Annotated in this window: 16 protein-coding genes and 1 riboswitch; of the genes, 7 read left to right on the forward strand and 9 right to left on the reverse strand. The window is 40.6% G+C overall.

The window, feature by feature from the left end:
* Positions 1–248 precede the first annotated feature (248 nt).
* From HC179_RS05820 to guaC, 4 genes are all read left to right on the forward strand, one after another.
* Entirely contained in the window at positions 249–452 is a 204-nt protein-coding gene (locus HC179_RS05820) for a hypothetical protein (protein WP_168863484.1), read from the forward strand.
* A gap of 33 nt (positions 453–485) precedes the next feature.
* The gene (locus HC179_RS05825; RefSeq protein ID WP_346775124.1) at positions 486–1,088 is read left to right on the forward strand and encodes an STAS domain-containing protein; all 603 of its coding nucleotides are present in this window, start codon (positions 486–488) and stop codon (positions 1,086–1,088) included.
* A gap of 282 nt (positions 1,089–1,370) precedes the next feature.
* The gene (locus HC179_RS05830) at positions 1,371–1,532 is read left to right on the forward strand and encodes a DUF1540 domain-containing protein (protein ID WP_168863485.1); all 162 of its coding nucleotides are present in this window, start codon (positions 1,371–1,373) and stop codon (positions 1,530–1,532) included.
* A gap of 232 nt (positions 1,533–1,764) precedes the next feature.
* A riboswitch (purine riboswitch) is annotated at positions 1,765–1,864 on the forward strand.
* Between the two features lie 78 nt (positions 1,865–1,942).
* Positions 1,943–2,926 carry a GMP reductase gene (gene guaC, locus HC179_RS05835; RefSeq protein ID WP_168863486.1) on the forward strand — a complete coding sequence of 328 codons (984 nt, stop codon included), beginning with the start codon at positions 1,943–1,945 and terminating at the stop codon, positions 2,924–2,926.
* 123 nt (positions 2,927–3,049) lie between these two features.
* Here guaC and HC179_RS05840 read toward each other — a convergent pair whose 3' ends face one another.
* The 5 genes from HC179_RS05840 to HC179_RS05860 all read right to left on the reverse strand — a co-directional run bounded on the left by HC179_RS05840 (position 3,050) and on the right by HC179_RS05860 (position 10,438).
* Positions 3,050–3,559, reverse strand: coding sequence for a GNAT family N-acetyltransferase (locus tag HC179_RS05840; protein ID WP_168863487.1), 510 nt, complete (start codon positions 3,557–3,559; stop codon positions 3,050–3,052).
* Between the two features lie 30 nt (positions 3,560–3,589).
* Entirely contained in the window at positions 3,590–4,549 is a 960-nt protein-coding gene (corA, locus tag HC179_RS05845) for a magnesium/cobalt transporter CorA (RefSeq protein WP_168863488.1), read from the reverse strand.
* 76 nt (positions 4,550–4,625) lie between these two features.
* Entirely contained in the window at positions 4,626–4,886 is a 261-nt protein-coding gene (locus HC179_RS05850) for a hypothetical protein (protein WP_168863489.1), read from the reverse strand.
* 65 nt (positions 4,887–4,951) lie between these two features.
* Positions 4,952–6,181, reverse strand: a complete 1,230-nt coding sequence (locus tag HC179_RS05855; RefSeq protein ID WP_168863490.1) for a helix-turn-helix domain-containing protein — start codon at positions 6,179–6,181, stop codon at positions 4,952–4,954.
* Between the two features lie 159 nt (positions 6,182–6,340).
* On the reverse strand, positions 6,341–10,438 hold the full coding sequence (locus tag HC179_RS05860) for a S8 family serine peptidase (protein WP_168863491.1): 4,098 nt from the start codon (positions 10,436–10,438) through the stop codon (positions 6,341–6,343).
* Positions 10,439–10,834: 396 nt separating this feature from the next.
* Here HC179_RS05860 and HC179_RS05865 point away from each other — a divergent pair, with 396 nt between their 5' ends.
* A complete protein-coding gene (locus HC179_RS05865) occupies positions 10,835–11,059 on the forward strand; it encodes a hypothetical protein (protein ID WP_168863492.1) in 225 nt (74 codons plus the stop codon).
* A 95-nt stretch (positions 11,060–11,154) separates the two neighbouring features.
* Here HC179_RS05865 and HC179_RS05870 read toward each other — a convergent pair whose 3' ends face one another.
* From HC179_RS05870 to groES, 4 genes are all read right to left on the reverse strand, one after another.
* A complete protein-coding gene (locus HC179_RS05870) occupies positions 11,155–11,577 on the reverse strand; it encodes a hypothetical protein (RefSeq protein ID WP_168863493.1) in 423 nt (140 codons plus the stop codon).
* A gap of 32 nt (positions 11,578–11,609) precedes the next feature.
* The gene (locus HC179_RS05875; protein ID WP_168863494.1) at positions 11,610–12,317 is read right to left on the reverse strand and encodes a M48 family metallopeptidase; all 708 of its coding nucleotides are present in this window, start codon (positions 12,315–12,317) and stop codon (positions 11,610–11,612) included.
* A 323-nt stretch (positions 12,318–12,640) separates the two neighbouring features.
* Complete coding sequence (gene groL / locus HC179_RS05880; RefSeq protein WP_060666774.1) at positions 12,641–14,272, reverse strand: chaperonin GroEL; 1,632 nt, start codon at positions 14,270–14,272, stop codon at positions 12,641–12,643.
* Between the two features lie 231 nt (positions 14,273–14,503).
* On the reverse strand, positions 14,504–14,791 hold the full coding sequence (gene groES / locus HC179_RS05885; RefSeq protein ID WP_168863495.1) for a co-chaperone GroES: 288 nt from the start codon (positions 14,789–14,791) through the stop codon (positions 14,504–14,506).
* A 473-nt stretch (positions 14,792–15,264) separates the two neighbouring features.
* Between groES and HC179_RS05890 the strand changes: the two genes are divergently transcribed.
* Together HC179_RS05890 and HC179_RS05895 are read left to right on the forward strand one after the other, a co-directional pair.
* Positions 15,265–16,011: a CPBP family intramembrane glutamic endopeptidase gene (locus HC179_RS05890; RefSeq protein WP_168863496.1), complete on the forward strand. Its 747-nt coding sequence runs from the start codon at positions 15,265–15,267 to the stop codon at positions 16,009–16,011.
* A 42-nt stretch (positions 16,012–16,053) separates the two neighbouring features.
* Positions 16,054–16,260: a YdiK family protein gene (locus tag HC179_RS05895; RefSeq protein ID WP_168863497.1), complete on the forward strand. Its 207-nt coding sequence runs from the start codon at positions 16,054–16,056 to the stop codon at positions 16,258–16,260.
* Positions 16,261–16,883: the final 623 nt, after the last annotated feature.

Genomic DNA, 16,883 nt, shown 5'->3' on the forward strand with positions numbered 1-16,883 from the left:
TGTCCTGGTTGACCAGGGTCAGGGAGTACCGGTCCTGGCGCACACGGATTACTTTGTCCTCCAGGAAGTGGGTATGAAGGTGTTGTGAAATTTATGGAGATCTAGGTAGTTTCACAGGATAACATCCCTTTACACCCCATTTTTCAACATGATTTCTACCCATCCAAGTTAAAACATTGTCGCAATATTGTATCTTTTTTCCTATATCTAAGTTACGATGGGAGTATTATGGAAGGCAGGTGATACCGATGACGCATGCGCATAGCTTGGTTTATGAAACAATGGAAGAAGCGGCAGATGAAATTTTAGCGTTGATTAGTAAATTTGTTGATGTGAACACTTTTTTCATTGCAAAAAACGATAAAAAGGATGTCAACATTATCCATGCCTTCAATCGTAATGATGTTGTGCTTCCCTCAGGGTTTGAAACGTTATACCGTGATTCCTACTGACAGTTTATTGTTAAAAGTGGTCGGGAACCACTTATCATTGAAGATCTGAACTTATCTGACCTAACCAAAGACATGGCAGTTACCAAAGGTCTTGGGGGCGGATCGCTTATCGGTGTTCCCATTTACTATAAGGATGGGGAGAATTACGGTACCTTGTGCGGAATGGATTTGCGACCCTTCCATTTTACAGAAGAACACAAGGATTTATTTAAAGCAATGGCCAAGTTGCTCGGAAACGTCCTGGATTTACAAAAGAAAAACTTACAAGTCCAAATGCTCTCCGTGCCTCTAGTTCCAATATTTGATGATATGGCTGTCCTTCCGCTTATCGGCGAGGTGGATTCAGAACGAACGTCTAGGGTCATTGAACACACGTTGGCTGAAGCCGCAAAAGGGGAATTAGAGTACATCATCATTGATTTATCCGGCCTCGCCCGCATCGATTCCATAAGCGTCGAAAATTTAATGCTCATCTCCGATTCTCTTAAATTGGTAGGAGTCCGAGTTACTTTTACCGGGATTCGACCAGACCTTGCGAAAAAAGTAAACCTATTACAAAATACCTTTGAAGACATCACGTTCAAATCAACACTTAAGCAAGCTATCCAGTCGATTAGAAATGGTTATAAGCAATAAGTAAAAGGCTATATATGCTGTTCATGGCATATATAGCCTTTTCTATTGTTAATAAAATTATTCGTATTTTCATATAGCATGCGGAAATAGTCGATGTTTATCGATTCAATTCAAACCGCTTAGATGCAATAGTTAAAAATGACTTATACAAACATTTGTTTAAAAATAGTTATATAAGAAAAATTCTTTTCTCACAGCACTATTTATGATGAAGAGTATGCACTCTTCTATCTGTATAGAATGAACCAAGCTTGTTTATTCTAAAATTAAGGAGGTGTTTAAATGGCACAGGATGTAATATGTGAAGTAAGCAGTTGTGTTCACAACATTAATGCTCAAAACAAATGTGGCGCTACTCAAATTTATGTAGTAAACAACAAAGAACGTAACGCTTCGAACAGTGAAGAAACAGATTGTAAAACATTCGAACCCGCTGGACACTAATTTTACGACAAAGCGGCAATCATGACGGTGATTGTCGCTTTTCTATATTTATTATTGATAATAATTATCATTATTATTCTTATTTTTACAAACATCTTTACTAGATAGGAGAAAAGATAGAAAAACAATTTATCACGTAATAATCGTGTGAATTTCTTTTAATTATCCTTAAAAGACGAACAATAATTATTTACATAATAAGAAAGTTCGTTTATAATCAAATTTGTGTTTAAATAATATAGTTGATTTCATTCGTATATTCTTAGAGATATGGTCTAAGAGTTTCTACTAGGAGCCGTAAAATCCTAACTACGAATGGGTGGATTACTCTACCCATTTTTAGTCTGGATTTTTTTGTTGTGTAAAAACCGAACATTACTTTAAAAATTAATCTTTTAGGGGTGTGTCTCATGGAAAATGTATTTGATTATGAAGATATTCAGTTAGTGCCAAATAAATGTGTGGTTAACAGTCGTTCTGAGTGTGATACTACGGTGACACTAGGTGGCCGTCAATTTAAGCTTCCTGTCGTGCCAGCCAACATGCAAACGATCATTGATGAAAAGATTGCCCTTTATCTTGCTGAAAACAATTACTTTTACATCATGCACCGCTTTGAGCCACAAAAGCGTCAGGCATTCATCGAGAACATGCATGCAAAAGGTCTTTACGCTTCCATTAGTGTTGGAGTGAAAGAAGAAGAATATTCATTCGTTGAAGAGCTTGCAGCAGCAAATCTTACTCCTGAATACATCACAATCGATATTGCCCATGGGCATTCCAATGCTGTTATCAATATGATTCAGCATATCAAAAAACACTTACCAGAGAGCTTCGTCATTGCTGGTAACGTTGGTACGCCTGAAGCGGTACGTGAACTGGAGAATGCCGGCGCAGATGCAACAAAAGTCGGAATTGGACCAGGTAAAGTATGTATCACAAAAATTAAAACCGGCTTCGGAACTGGTGGCTGGCAGTTGGCAGCACTTCGTTTATGTGCAAAAGCAGCAAGCAAACCGATCATTGCCGATGGCGGAATCCGTACACACGGTGATATCGCGAAATCCGTACGTTTCGGTGCAACGATGGTCATGATTGGCTCCCTTTTTGCCGGCCATGAAGAATCACCAGGAGAAACTAGCGAAGTAAACGGTAAACTAGTAAAAGAATATTTCGGCTCCGCTTCCGAATTCCAAAAAGGCGAAAAGAAAAACGTAGAAGGCAAAAAAATGTTCGTTGAGCATAAAGGTGCCTTACAAGATACACTAACGGAAATGGAGCAAGATCTTCAGTCTTCTATCTCCTATGCTGGAGGAACGACTTTAGACGCCATCCGTCACGTAGATTATGTGATTGTGAAGAACTCTATTTTTAATGGGGATAAGGTGTATTAAGTTTTAGGGGAACAAACATGGCAGCATATTTAACCCGGTGGGGTTGGGTATGCTGTTTTTTTGTTCTCAAATTCAATGGAATTTGCTCCCTACCTTCACCTCATCTCCGTCTCTCACATAGATTTAAAGTCCAGTCACAAACAACTTAACCTCCTGAGAATCTTGAGAAAGCTTAACTTTCTTTTCAAATACAAACCCTAGCTTTTCAAGCAGTTTAACAGAATTATGGTTGTCTAAAGAAGTTATAGCCACTAACCGATTTAGGCCTATAACTTCTCTTCCATATTTCATTACAGCAGAGGCTGCTTCATAGGCATACCCTTTTGCCCAAAACTTAGGAAGGAATGCAAACCCAATATCCACATCATCTAAGGCCTCTCTTTTAATAAGACCACAGATTCCAATCGGAATTCCTTCCCCTTTCAGTTCGGTTAAATAGAGACCAAAGCCCAATTGTTCATACATGTCACAAGGTCCCTTCATAATATAATCCTTCGCGTCTTCTAGGGTTCTCACGCCCTTGTCTCCGATATACTGTAGCCATGAGGGCTCATTCAAAAGCTCCAGTATAAACTTTGCATCATTATATGTAAGCCTTCGGAGCACTAGTCGTTCCGTTTCTAGAACATTCAAGTAAACACACCCTTATCCTTGCGTATTGCTCTACTTAAACCATCCCTTCCACTTAAACCAAATATACAAGCCTATCCCCATGACGAACATGACTCCAAGCGCAATAAAGTACCCATATCTATAGGTCAGCTCCGGCATATATTGAAAATTCATGCCGTAGATCCCAGCGATAAAAGTCAGTGGTGCGAAGATGGACGTGATAATGGTAAGGACCTTCATGACATTGTTGGCTTGATGGGAGTTCAAGGAAAGGTAATTATCCCGAATGTCCGCCGTTAATTCCCGGTTGGAGGTAACCATGTCAGAAAGCTTCAGAAGATGGTCATAAATATCCGCGAAGTACTCTTTCCGTTTCATGACCCCATCCAGGCGATGCGTATTGAGCATGCGGTAAAGCAGATCACGCATCGGGTTGATTGTATGTCGCAGGTCCAATAAGGAATACCTCGTATCGAACAGCTCGTCCATCAGCTGATTCATCGATTTATCTTGCGTGTTTTCTTCAATTTTGTCCAACTGGTCCTCCAGCTTATATAGCAACGGAAAATAGTTATCAACAATGTCGTCGAGAATCTCATAAAACACGTAGTACTCATCCCAGTTTTCCACGTCTTTTGGTGGCTTGTCCAAGCTCTTCCACACCGCATCCACCTCTTTAGAAGGTGCCTGATGAAAACTAACGACATAATTTTCTCCTAAGAAAAAATTCACTTCCTCCTTATGAAGCTCGTCTTCCTTTTGTTGAATACTATGTGTCACGAAAAAAGTATGATCCTCATAATGATCGAGCTTCGGCCGCTGCAATCTATGTATGCAATCCTCTATCGCCAATGGGTGGAAGTGGAAGGTACTATCTAAATGTTTTATTTCCTCTTCCGACGGCTGGTTGAAGTCAACCCAGAACCATTTATAGGCGTTCCTATCGAGGTTATCAATAGTAATATTTTTGTTGATTTGATGATCTCTTGTCATTCCTGCAATTCTTATCAATTGGCTTCCCCTCACATTCGTATAGGGTTCTTATACCCAGTTTTGCGGGGTTTTAAAAGTGAGGGGGATTGTAAATCTAAATATACGTTTCTACAATATTAGCATCTTCCCCAGCTTGTTTAGGGACAAGGGAAAAACTTTCCGGAATCTCTTTTCTAATGGCATCCAATGTAAGTCTCATCAGAATTACCGGAGTCGGTTTATTCACATCAAAGAGTCTCGCCACAAACATTCCTTTGTAATCGGTAGGGCTATTGTATATACAGATAATGGGCATGGTATACTCTTTCATATCGATTTCACTAAAAGAATTGATTAATTGGTCTTTTGTTTGCATAGTGATCCTCCTTTGCGTTTTTACGATTGGCAGCTGATGAATTGACTAAACTCCAATTTTATCATCTAGTCTTTTATCAGCCTGTTTGCATATTCCAATGCTTTCACATGGTTTCCAACCTCCATGTAGTGCTCATACATTGTTTTTTCATATGTTCGCAGCTGATGAATCTTCCCGCTCTTCTCCAGCATGGGAATGATATTCTTTTCAATAAATTCATGATAGGCTTTCATTTCTTTCTTTTCTAAAAGGTTCAACATTTGAAAAAACATGAAACTACTCTGATCTTCAATCATCTTTGACAAATGTTTCCCCTTTTCTATTAACTCTGCCAAATCCGTTTCATGGATGTCATTTTGCAGGCTGCAATAGATATAACCTATTAGATTATTCAGGTACACTGGGCTACGGGGAGTTGCCTCCAATAATTCTAACGTCCTTTTATAGAAATCTGCAGCCTTGGTATTTTCTCCTCTAAAAGCATACTCGTATGCCAGATTACTGAGCAGTGCTGCTTTCTTTGTTTTTTCATTAATCATGTCGCATTGCGCAATTAGACGATGGTATCTTGCCACCAATTCCTCAAAATCCCAGAGTTCATTTCTGCCCTCACTAATCAGCTTAATGGTTTCTGCGTCGATGACTTTCTTGTAGTTACTAGTTTTCCTGAAGTGTTCTAATGCCAACTCACTGTAATAGTAGGCTTTGACTTTCAATTGGAGGTTCAGATAAGAAATAGCTATTTGGTGATAAAACTCCTGATTGTGGTAGTCTCTTTCGTTGATTTTCAATAGATATTCCAAAGCTTCTTTGAAATTTCCATTCAGGATTTTTGCCATTCCCAACAGGTGATGAAGCAGGTTACATTCATAAGTATTCAGCTCTTTACGTTCCATATTCATTTTTGCTAGCAGCTTGTTGGCCCTTGCTAAGTCCCCTTGATGCAGAAGATATCTGGCATGTAATAACGTGTATTTATTTTTAATCGAATGTATTAGGAATAGAGAGTGCTTCTCAATTTCTGTTTTAAGTCGGTCCATCTCACTATTTTGCTGCATTATCATGCTGTCATGCCATTGGTCAAGCATCCGTTCAAATTCTTGCAGGGACTCCATTTCATTTTCCAAATGGATACCTAATTTGTCACTGATCATACTTGTAATTTCTGAAGAATACTGGGTAATCCCTCTCTCAATTTTACTTATATGTGTAACAGAACAGATTCCCCTACCGAGCTCTTCTTGTGTCAGTTCCTTCTTTTCCCGATGAAATTTAATTAGCATTCCTAAACTCACAGTCAACACTCCCGGATTTAGTTGTAAGTAAAATTACCTCTATCATACCGTGATTTTTTCATCAGAAAAAGAGTTGTTTTTTTAATTGTTTTATTTTTCTGTCACTTAAACTTATAAGGAAAGGGCAGCCCCGTTACAAGGACCGCCCTTTTCTAAAGCTTATGGAGTTATTCCCAAGGCTTTCTTAATAGATTCGATTGTTTTTCCTTCCGCTTCTTCTTCCGGGGTTGGAGTATCCAATACAAAATCATTTTCACTTAAGTAATACTTCTCAAGAAGCTTAAAGTCTTTTGCGTCTGTTGTGCCATCGAAATTGATATCTGTGTCCCTATAGTCCGTACCCCAATGCTTCTCTACCAAAATCGCATCATGGATATCTATTGCATTATCTTTGTTGATATCTCCTGGTTTTGATACTGCTGTCCTGTAGTCAATAAATTCTCCTATAGCGATACCGTTTACCTTTCGTCCAGCTTCAAGCGGTGTGTAAGTCGTATAATGTCCAGGTATATCGATGATTACCGTATACTTTGTCTCTGCTATCGGTAATTTATCAAAATACACTCTTCCATTGGACTCGAGTCTTGCAGGATATGAATTCCCTTTCGAATCTTCCACACTTATTGCCGCTCCTACCTCTGTATAATTTCTGCTGTAATCGAACCTTCCTGCATCAGTCAGGAACCCTTCAGCACCAATGAATCCTGCATCTACTTTTGAGAAAGTTGGATAGATTGGATGAGCACCGATTCTCGTTGTCAATCGAGGTCCTCCATTTACCTGCATGGTACTGTTGCTGAATAATGATCCATATACAGGGAAGAATTCATCTGCATTCGTATCGACTGTAACCTCAAAAAGAGCTACATCTCCAGAAACACCTTCACCCGGAATAGAAATATCAATCACTGACTTTGTTGTACCAGGCTTTGTGGTAGTTTCAACCAATTCAGATCCTTCTGGGAGCCCGTCGGCAAGTTTGAAATTCACAGGTGCATCCATATTTTTGTCGTTATAATAGAAGGTCATTGAGAAGTCATGTGCTTTTTCTAGATTGTTTGCATAGAAGGTATAGGTGATTACATCTCCCATCTGGTACGATTCTTTATCTGGTTGGGCAAACACATATTGAGATCCTTCTCTGGCATAATAAACGACTTTAGGAACTGCCGTGTTTCCTGCATAATCCGCTCCTAAGTATTGAATTTGCGTAATGGAAGAAGCATTAACATTTACCTCTCTAGAAAACTTTCCATTCTCATCAAGATCCACTCGATAACTTGGTCCGTTTGATCCATACCACAAATGACTACCAGCTTGAGTTAGCGGAATGCCCGCAGATTCAGCGGCTTTCATCTCGTTATCCATTATTGTTCCTGAGATAGTAACAGTACTTTGGCCTTCAGGCAGTTCTACAATCGGAAGATCTCCTGTCGGCATAGCGTTTGTATTGTCATACTTCACTATCGGAGCGCCATTTTCTAGACTGATCAATGATGACTTTTCAAACTGCTTCCCATTCTTTGCCGTTCCAATCATTTTCACTTCATAGATGCCGTCTTCCGCTCTTACCTTCGTATAGCTAATCGGCTTCTTTTCATGCCCGGTAAATGGGAAGTAATATCCGGCGAATCCTTGTTGAATGTAGTAATAGTAATCAATTGCTGCCCCTGTTGCATTAACGGATGTAATCCAGCCCAACTCTTCCTTGGTATCAGGATCTACAAGTACCCAATCCAATCTTTCCATTGGGGAATTCAAAATGAAGTCCAGGTCAGTCGCTTTTCTGCTATATGGATTTTTCACTCGATCCGTTGAAATGCTTGGTGTATAAACTTTAAAGAAACCAATACCCTCTTCCACTACTTTCGCTCCGAATGGAATGCGGTTAATTTCTTCTGAATCCTTATTCTTAATCACAATATACCCTTCGTAAGTTCCTTTTTGGGCTGTTTTTGGAATGGTAAGAATCGCATTAATGCGTTCTTCTTCATTTTTCTTCACTTTTATGGAGCTAGGGACACTCAATTTCACTCCGTTTTCCCCTGCATCTAGAGAGCCTGACGCTGCAGCTCCAACATTATATTCTACTGAGATTTCATATTTATTGTTTTTGTTACTGTTATTGGTAATAGATAGAGCAGTCGTTGTTTCAATATGTTCATCCCCCAATGGTATGAAGCCGAAGCTAAGTCCTCCAGTCTGTTCAGGGATAAGTATTTCTTCTCCATTTTCAATAAAAGGTGTTTCATCAAGTACAGAAATGAGCGTATCTGAGTGAATGGCCTGGTATGGATCAACTCTTCCAGCTCCTACTTCATATACACTATATTGATCTTTTAGAGGATCAGCTGTATTCATCAATAATGATTTGATATCGCCTGGTGTATAATTAGGATTGGATTCCAACAATAATGCTGCCACCCCTGCCACTAGCGGCGAAGCCATTGATGTTCCAGATAACCTCTGGTATGCATAAGAATAATCCGAAGTATCTTCCTTATTTTGAATAAACGACGGAACGGTTGAGAGAATATTGACACCTGGTGCCGTTACTTCCGGCTTAATATCATACAGCGTTCCGGAAGGTCCTTTTGAACTGAAGGAAGCGAGTTCGTCACCGCTGATTTCAGCCGTGCCCATTTCTCCAAGTGTAACCGTTGGAGAACCTTCTTTGAACAATTCTTTAACAGCTAAACCATTCTCATTCGTTAAAGAAAAGGTCGGAATGTTATTATTGTTTTCTCCCAGATAGTGAGGGATATGGCCTTCTTCAGGATTTGTATTATAAATCACTACCCCGACTGCACCATTTTGTTTTGCATAATTCATCTTTTCAATCAGAGCATAGGATCCACGGACAACAAAAGCAACCTTCCCAGCTACATCTTTGCCATTGTAGTCAGCTGCTCCTCCCTCTCCCACATCGACCATTTCATAGCTTTTTCCTTTTAGATTGCTGAACTCATCTGTCCATTTGTTGGTCATTAACTGTAATACTCCATTTAGCTGCTGATCTGCTACTGTAAATCCTCCGTCATACGTTGTGACAAAGGAAGGTGCAGAACTTGCCCCCACCGTCAAAGCGAGTGCCGCCGCTCCAGGGGAACCAAGCGTACTGTTTCCTAAATCACCTGAATTCCCAGCAGCCACCACCGCGGTAACTCCACTTAGCACGGCATTATTGACTGCAAGGCTGGATGCATCAAGCGGATTGTTCGTCTGAGCTCCTAAAGATAGATTAATAACATCCATTCCATCTGCTACCGCTCGGTCAATTCCTGCTATTATCGCACTGTTCATACCGCTTCCATACGGACCTAACACACGATACACATTCAGCTCAGCGTCCGGTGCCACCCCTAACACTTTGTAATCAGAATCATTGGTTGCCTGTCCTACAATCGTTCCAGACACATGTGTACCGTGATTAGTATAGTAGGTGCTTCCTTGATAGGTTTCCGGATACCCTTTTGCTGCCTTCCAATCTTCATACGTTGCTTCCATCGGGTCATTATCATTATCTACAAAATCATATCCACCTTTATAGGCTTCTTTTAAGTCCGGATGATTGTAATCAATCCCCGTGTCAATGACTCCTACCTTGACTCCTTCACCCGTAAATCCTTCTTTATGTAACTTATCAATGTTCAAAAAAGGAATACTCTCTACTTTTGTTGTTGACCCTTCTTCTCCATCAGTTTTTGGCGGAGGCGCCAGTTGTACTTCAAGCTCACTGTAAACCGCCTTGACCACTTCTGATTCAAGAAGGGTTTCCACTTCATTCGCAGGAAGTGTAATGGTTACTCCATTTAGTGCCGTTTTATATTCATATTTGATTTCATACGGATCTTTTGCAGATTTTTCCTTCTTCTTTATTTTTGTTTGTAGATCTTTTTTGAACTTCTTGTGAGATTCTTCGACCTTTTCGGACGCTGCTTCTAATGAGATTTTTTCCCCTTTTAGGGACTTCTGAAATTGTTCAGCCTTTGCAGGGAGCTGATCAAACTCTACAATTACCGTTACCTCTTCAGTACTCTCTAAATCTATGTCCCTAGAAAGCTGCAATCCTCTTAAAGAACGGTTCACTTCCAAGTTCTCCAAAGCTTCTCTTTGTTCTTGTGAAAGATTTGCTAAGATGTTTACTGCACTAGATTGAGATTGTGCATGTCCAATTGACTGAGAGCTAAACGGTGCCATTGCTCCTACAATAAGACCTACACTCAAGGCTGCCTTTAAATACTTACCCCTGTTCATGTGTTCATCCCCATTTCATCCTTGTTTGACTTAATTATAAGTCCTATACTTTGGGACTGTCATTGGGGGGATTTTATGGTGTTTTCGGGTAGAGTTCGATACGGATTTACATTTTGAAATTCAATAATATCAGGCATTACTGGTTATTTAGATACTCTAAATAAGGTTAATAGTTATTTAGGTCTGGGTATTTAGGATTAGTTGATTGGGGTTATAATCAGTTAAAATCTGGTTTCTTTGGATATCGGGGGAGCAAGGGGACGGTTCATTTTTTTTAGACTACAAAGAGAGCCGCTTTCTGTGGGGTTTTAAAAGTAGCATACACTACCAACAAAAAATCAAACAGGCACTTAATGGAGTGATAGGTTATACACTAGAGGGAAAGGAGTGTCAGCTATGCCTTGGCAACAGAAAATTCCTCACTTAATGAATCAGCCCATTGGCGTCTCATTTTTAGATGGCACAGGAACTTCAGGGGTGTTATGCGGGACCTCTAATGGGAAGCTCTTAGTAATGGAATATTTATACCATACACAATTCGCCTTAAAGCAATATGATTTGAATACGGTACAGGATATACATGGGTATCCGGGGTGTCTTGGTCAGCGGTTTTGGGGATGAGGGTGTTTTTTTTAGCAAGGGGACGGTTCTCCTGCTTCCTTAGACTTTAAAGAAAGAGCAGAACAGCCCCACCCTTCCAAACAGAAAACCTGAAATCATTCTACATGCTCTAATTCCTCTAACCTTTTGTTTGTTAAAAAACTAATTTGATAGATATTATCCTTACTCTCTACCCAATAGTCATACGTAACATCTGGTTCACTTTCAAAAACAACACCAATATAATATGGATTTCGATGTTTAAAGCCGTCTTCACGGTGAGGAACAGTGGAAATAGTCCATTCTTCATTTGGATAGTGTTCTTCTAAGTAAGGTATCAGTAAGTTCACTTTCTTTTCAATTTGGGCATCGATCCAAAAAGGACGAGCGACAAAAAATATGCAATATGATGCGAATATAAGCAATGCTAATAACCAACCAGTCTTTCGCCATTTAGCTTTTAAGAAGATTGTAATAATTAGGATTGAGACGATTATGCCCCCGACAATCATTAGCTCTATTATTTCTGTAGGATGCATTAAACCTCCCCCCTTTACTAAGCCTCTCCTACCTAAATAGTCATCTTCCAACTTGACAGCGCCAACCAATTTTCCTGCTCTTTATAATCAGGCGATATTTTTCCTACGAGTCGCCAGAAGGAGCGGTCGTGATTGAGATGAATCATATGGCACATTTCGTGTACTACTACATAATCGATTACTTTCATTGGAGTCATGGCCAACTTCCAATTAAAAGTTAACTGTAATTGGGAATCACAGGTTCCCCATGTAGTCTTACTATCAGATATACGGATAGAACGTGGTTTTACTTTAAAGTTACTTTGATACGATCTTACACTCTTCTCCACTATCGCTTTGCATTGCTGATAATAAAATCTCTTTAAAGCTTGTTTTATCTTTCCCTCCTCCACCTGTTTCACATATACATTTATATGTTTCTCATCAAACACGACATAATCTTGTTCAATAGTGGCATCTTGATAAACCTTTACAGGAAAGGTCTTTCCTAAATAAAGAACCCTCTCCTCCTGACTGTATTCCTTCTCCTGCTGCCCAAGCAGTCTATCCTTCATTTCCTTTGATTTTTCCTGAATCAGTTCCCATCTTTCCTCCAGCAATTGAATCACTTTTTCATCCTGTGTACCTTTAGGAGCCTGGACCTCGACATTTCCATAAACGTCCATACGAATGGCAATGGATTTACGATTTTTGTATTTTATCTCAAAATGGATGGTTTCTCCTGAATATGTATGTATCATATTATCACCTTACTTCAATGTACTTTTTCAAGTAATTATAATTGATTTTGCCTGGAAAAAGTAGCAGGGATTAACTCCTTACTCCAAAATCTTAACCACAAAAGGAAGCCAGTCAGTCACGCACTTCATCGCCCCGGAATGTTGCTAAAATCACAAAACAGTTATACCTCCACGTTACTCAAGAAACTAAAAAAAGAAGCTTCTCATGAGTTCAGTGAACTCATGAGAAGCTTCCGTAAAATACCTCAATGTTAGCAAAATGTTAGCATTTCACTCTCACCTTACTATCAAATCCTTTTAAACCAAGGGTTGAGAGGGCGTTATTACATCATTCCGCCCATTCCACCCATGCCGCCCATGTCAGGCATGCCGCCGCCAGCGTTTTCTTCTGGGATGTCTGCTACTACTGCTTCGGTAGTTAGGAACATCGCAGATACGGAAGCTGCGTTTTGTAGTGCGGAACGAGATACTTTAGTTGGGTCTACGATACCAGCGTCAAGCATGTTTACCCATTCGCCTGTTGCTGCGTTGAATCCAACTCCGATTTCTTCTTTCTTTAGACGATCTACGATAACAGATCCTTCAAGACCAGCGTTGTGCGCGATTTGGCGTACAGGCTCTTCCATTGCGCGAAGTACGATGTTAACACCAGTTGCTTCGTCGCCTTCTGCTTGGATTTCTGCTACTTTGTTGTAGATGTTTACGAATGCTGTACCACCACCGGCTACGATTCCTTCTTCAACTGCAGCACGTGTGGAGTTTAGAGCATCTTCAATGCGAAGTTTGCGCTCTTTTAGTTCTGTTTCTGTCGCCGCTCCAACTTTGATTACAGCTACGCCACCAGCGATTTTAGCTAGGCGCTCTTGTAATTTTTCACGGTCGAATTCAGAAGTTGTATCTTCTAATTGTGCACGAATTTGGCCAACGCGAGCTTGGATCTCGTCAGTGTTGCCGTGTCCGTTTACAACTGTCGTGTTTTCTTTTGTTACAACGATTTTGTCAGCGCGTCCTAATTGGCTGATGTTCGCAGTTTTTAGGTCTAGACCTAGTTCTTCTGTGATCACTTCTCCGCCAGTTAGTACTGCGATGTCTTGAAGCATTGCTTTACGACGGTCACCGAATCCAGGAGCTTTAACTGCTACTGCATTGAATGTTCCACGTAATTTGTTCACTACTAATGTAGCCAACGCTTCACCTTCTACGTCTTCTGCAATCAGTAACAACGGCTTGCCTTGTTGTACTACTTGCTCAAGAACTGGAAGGATTTCTTGGATGTTCGTAATTTTCTTATCTGTGATCAACACATAAGGGTTTTCAAGAACAGCTTCCATTTTATCAGAGTCTGTTACCATGTATGGAGATGCATATCCACGGTCGAATTGCATACCTTCTACTACTTCAAGCTCTGTAGTGAAGCCTTTGGATTCTTCCAAAGTGATAACGCCGTCGTTACCAACGCGCTCCATTGCTTCTGCAATCAATTGACCTACTTCTTCGTCCGCTGCAGAGATTGCTGCAACTTGTGCGATAGAAGCTTTGCCTTCGATTGGTTTAGAGATTGTTTTTAATTCTTCGATTGCAACAGCAACCGCTTTTTCGATACCTTTACGAACGCCCATTGGGTTCGCTCCAGCTGTCACGTTCTTTAATCCTTCACGGATCATTGCTTGCGCAAGAACAGTTGCAGTTGTTGTACCGTCACCAGCAACGTCATTTGTTTTGCTTGCAACTTCAGCTACAAGTTTCGCACCCATGTTTTCGAACGCGTCTTCTAATTCGATTTCTTTCGCGATTGTTACACCGTCGTTAGTGATTAGTGGAGAACCGAATTTCTTTTCAAGTACTACGTTACGTCCTTTTGGTCCTAATGTTACTTTTACTGCATCAGCTAGTTTGTCTACACCGCGAAGCATGGAGCGGCGAGCTTCTTCACTGAACTTAATTTCTTTTGCCATGATAGATAGACCTCCTTAGGAATTTAAGTGTATTTTGGTTGTTGCTCGGTTGATTTCCGCTGCAGGTGTTCGCTTTCCGCGGGGCGTGTGCTTGAGCCTCCTCGCTGCGCTGTGGGGTCTCAAGCTACCGCTACCTCCCGCCGGAGTCTCACACCTTCCGCTACAATCAACCATTTTGAAATTTTATAAGATGCGGGGCTGATTCGGTTAGCTCTCCGCTTTTTGATTAAATTATTTGCTTACTACTGCAAGTACGTCTGTTTCTTTTAGGATAAGAAGTTCTTTTCCTTCGAATTTCACTTCAGTTCCTGCGTATTTAGAGAAGATTACGCTGTCGCCTTCTGCTACTTCAAGTGCTACACGCTCTCCGCTTTCTAGTACGCGACCAGATCCTACTGCTACTACTTTACCTTCTTGAGGTTTTTCTTTCGCAGAGTCCGGTAATACGATACCACTTGCCGTTTTTTCTTCTGATTTAACAAGCTCAATTACAATGCGATCACCTAATGGCTTTAACATGAAAACAACCTCCTTGGTTTCATATGTAATATTTTTTATTAGCACTCTTATCACTTGAGTGCTAACACAATTATTATAATAATGAATCTGCTTCTGTTTTGCAAGTATCTTTATCTAAAAAATTTTCGACTTGCAACCCTTTTCATTATCTTCAAGTGCCTCGAGGTTTAAACGCATTCTTTTCGTAAAATCTGCGAGTTATGGGAAACCTTATCGTTATAAGGACATATAGATTATATGGTACAATACGAAAAGTGAATAATGCATAAGGCTCTTTTCATAAAGGTAGTTGCTATACCAAGTAAAAAGTCGGCAATTGGACTTTTTACCGCTTATCTACTCTATTTTTCTGTGTAATCTTCTTTTCTGATTTGTAAGAAAAGAGCACGACAGTAAGGAGTATAACGTGCATTTTATCCATACGATAAAACAACAACTATTACGAAAACAGCCTTGAAAAAGAGGAGCTTATTATGACAAAAAACTATTGGTTGGTCATTATTACATATGTCCTGATGCAGCTGTCCGGATTGCTTGGTTACCCGCTGTTGATCTGGCTTGGCGTTGGGGAAGGCATGGAGCGTGCCACCAGAGAGCCTTATCTCATCGGTGTCTGGGCATTTATCAGTTTTACGATTGGATTGGCCATTGTTGCCTGGATACTCCGCAACGAATGGACCAAAGGGGACTTTCGAGGCGAAACGGCTTCCATCCCGAAAACATTTCTTTGGGCGGCTGTCGGCTTCCCGCTTGCACTGATTGGGCAGGCTGTGGCGGCACAGATTGAGTTGCAGATTTTCGGCATTCAGCCTGGCTCTGAGAATACACAAGAGATTATGGGATTTGTGACGGCATTCCCAGTCATGATATTTGCCGTTGCTGTTGCTGGACCAATTCTAGAGGAAATCATTTTCCGGAAGATCATTTTCGGCGCTATTTATAAGAAGTTTAACTTTGCCATCGCACTGACGGTGAGTTCGCTACTTTTTGCCGTGGTCCATCAAGATTTCAAGCATCTGCTCATATACTTTGTCATGGGAGGCATTTTCGCTTTCCTATATGTAAAAACGAACCGCATCATCGTTCCGATCATCGCCCACGTTGCCATGAACTCGTTTGTGGTCACGGTGCAATATGTGTTCCGCGATGATATTGAAGAAATGATGCGTCAAATGGAAGAAATGCAGAAGAACCTACCGAATTTTATTTCGTTCTTTTAAACAGCTCTCCGCTAGAGCTGAACTTACCTGGAGGATTTGCACATGAAAATAACACCATTACGAATGGTTTTCTTCTATGCGATCATGGGCAGCTTGTTCTTGTACCTGGCGATTGTTTCCGTGAAGGATACCATTTGGCACTGGCACACGGTTCTGCTGATGCTCATCGCCACTTTTGACTTTGGTGTAGCTATTCGGTCTTATCTGCTACATTTAAAGATTAAAGAGATACAACAGAAGAAAAAGTGATTGGAGACTCGTACCTGGTTTTTGGTGCGGGTCTTTTTATTTAGGGGAGTCTGTGGATCCAGTTGATTTTCGTTTCGGGCGCTTCGCTTGCCTGCGGGCGTCTGCGTGCCTTTCACTGCAATCAACTTGGGGTTAGCTCTTACTAGGGGATGTTTTGGGTTAGCTCTTACTGTGGGATGTTTTGGGTTGGTCTTTCTAAATTAAAAGTGGGGTTAGGTAATTAAGGGGTTGGTCTTTTCGGAAGTGGTTTTGGGTAATTAGGTTTGTTCTTTTGGGGTTGGAGCGCGGATGCTTTTGAAATGTTACCTATTTTGAAGAAAAACAGGGGGAAATCACTCGGTTTAATGGGCTTCTGGAATGGTTCGGTCAATTCGGTCAGGTGTTCGGACAATTTCCTCATTTTTTAGCAGGGGGTTCGGACATTTGAGGTTGCTGTTCGGCCAACTTTTAACGAGCTTTGGACAACTCAAAATTTCGTTCGGTCAACTTTGGAGAAACTTTGGAGGTAGTATGAAAAGTGGACACAGGGATTGGCGTCATGTTTTAATCAAAACTAACAGATAAAAGGACGTGTTAAACATGACGAAAAAGAAAAGCTACTCTCCAGAGTTTAGGGAATATGT

Source organism: Bacillus sp. RO1 (assembly GCF_012524115.1).
Classification (GTDB): Bacteria; Bacillota; Bacilli; order Bacillales; family Bacillaceae_I; genus Sutcliffiella_A.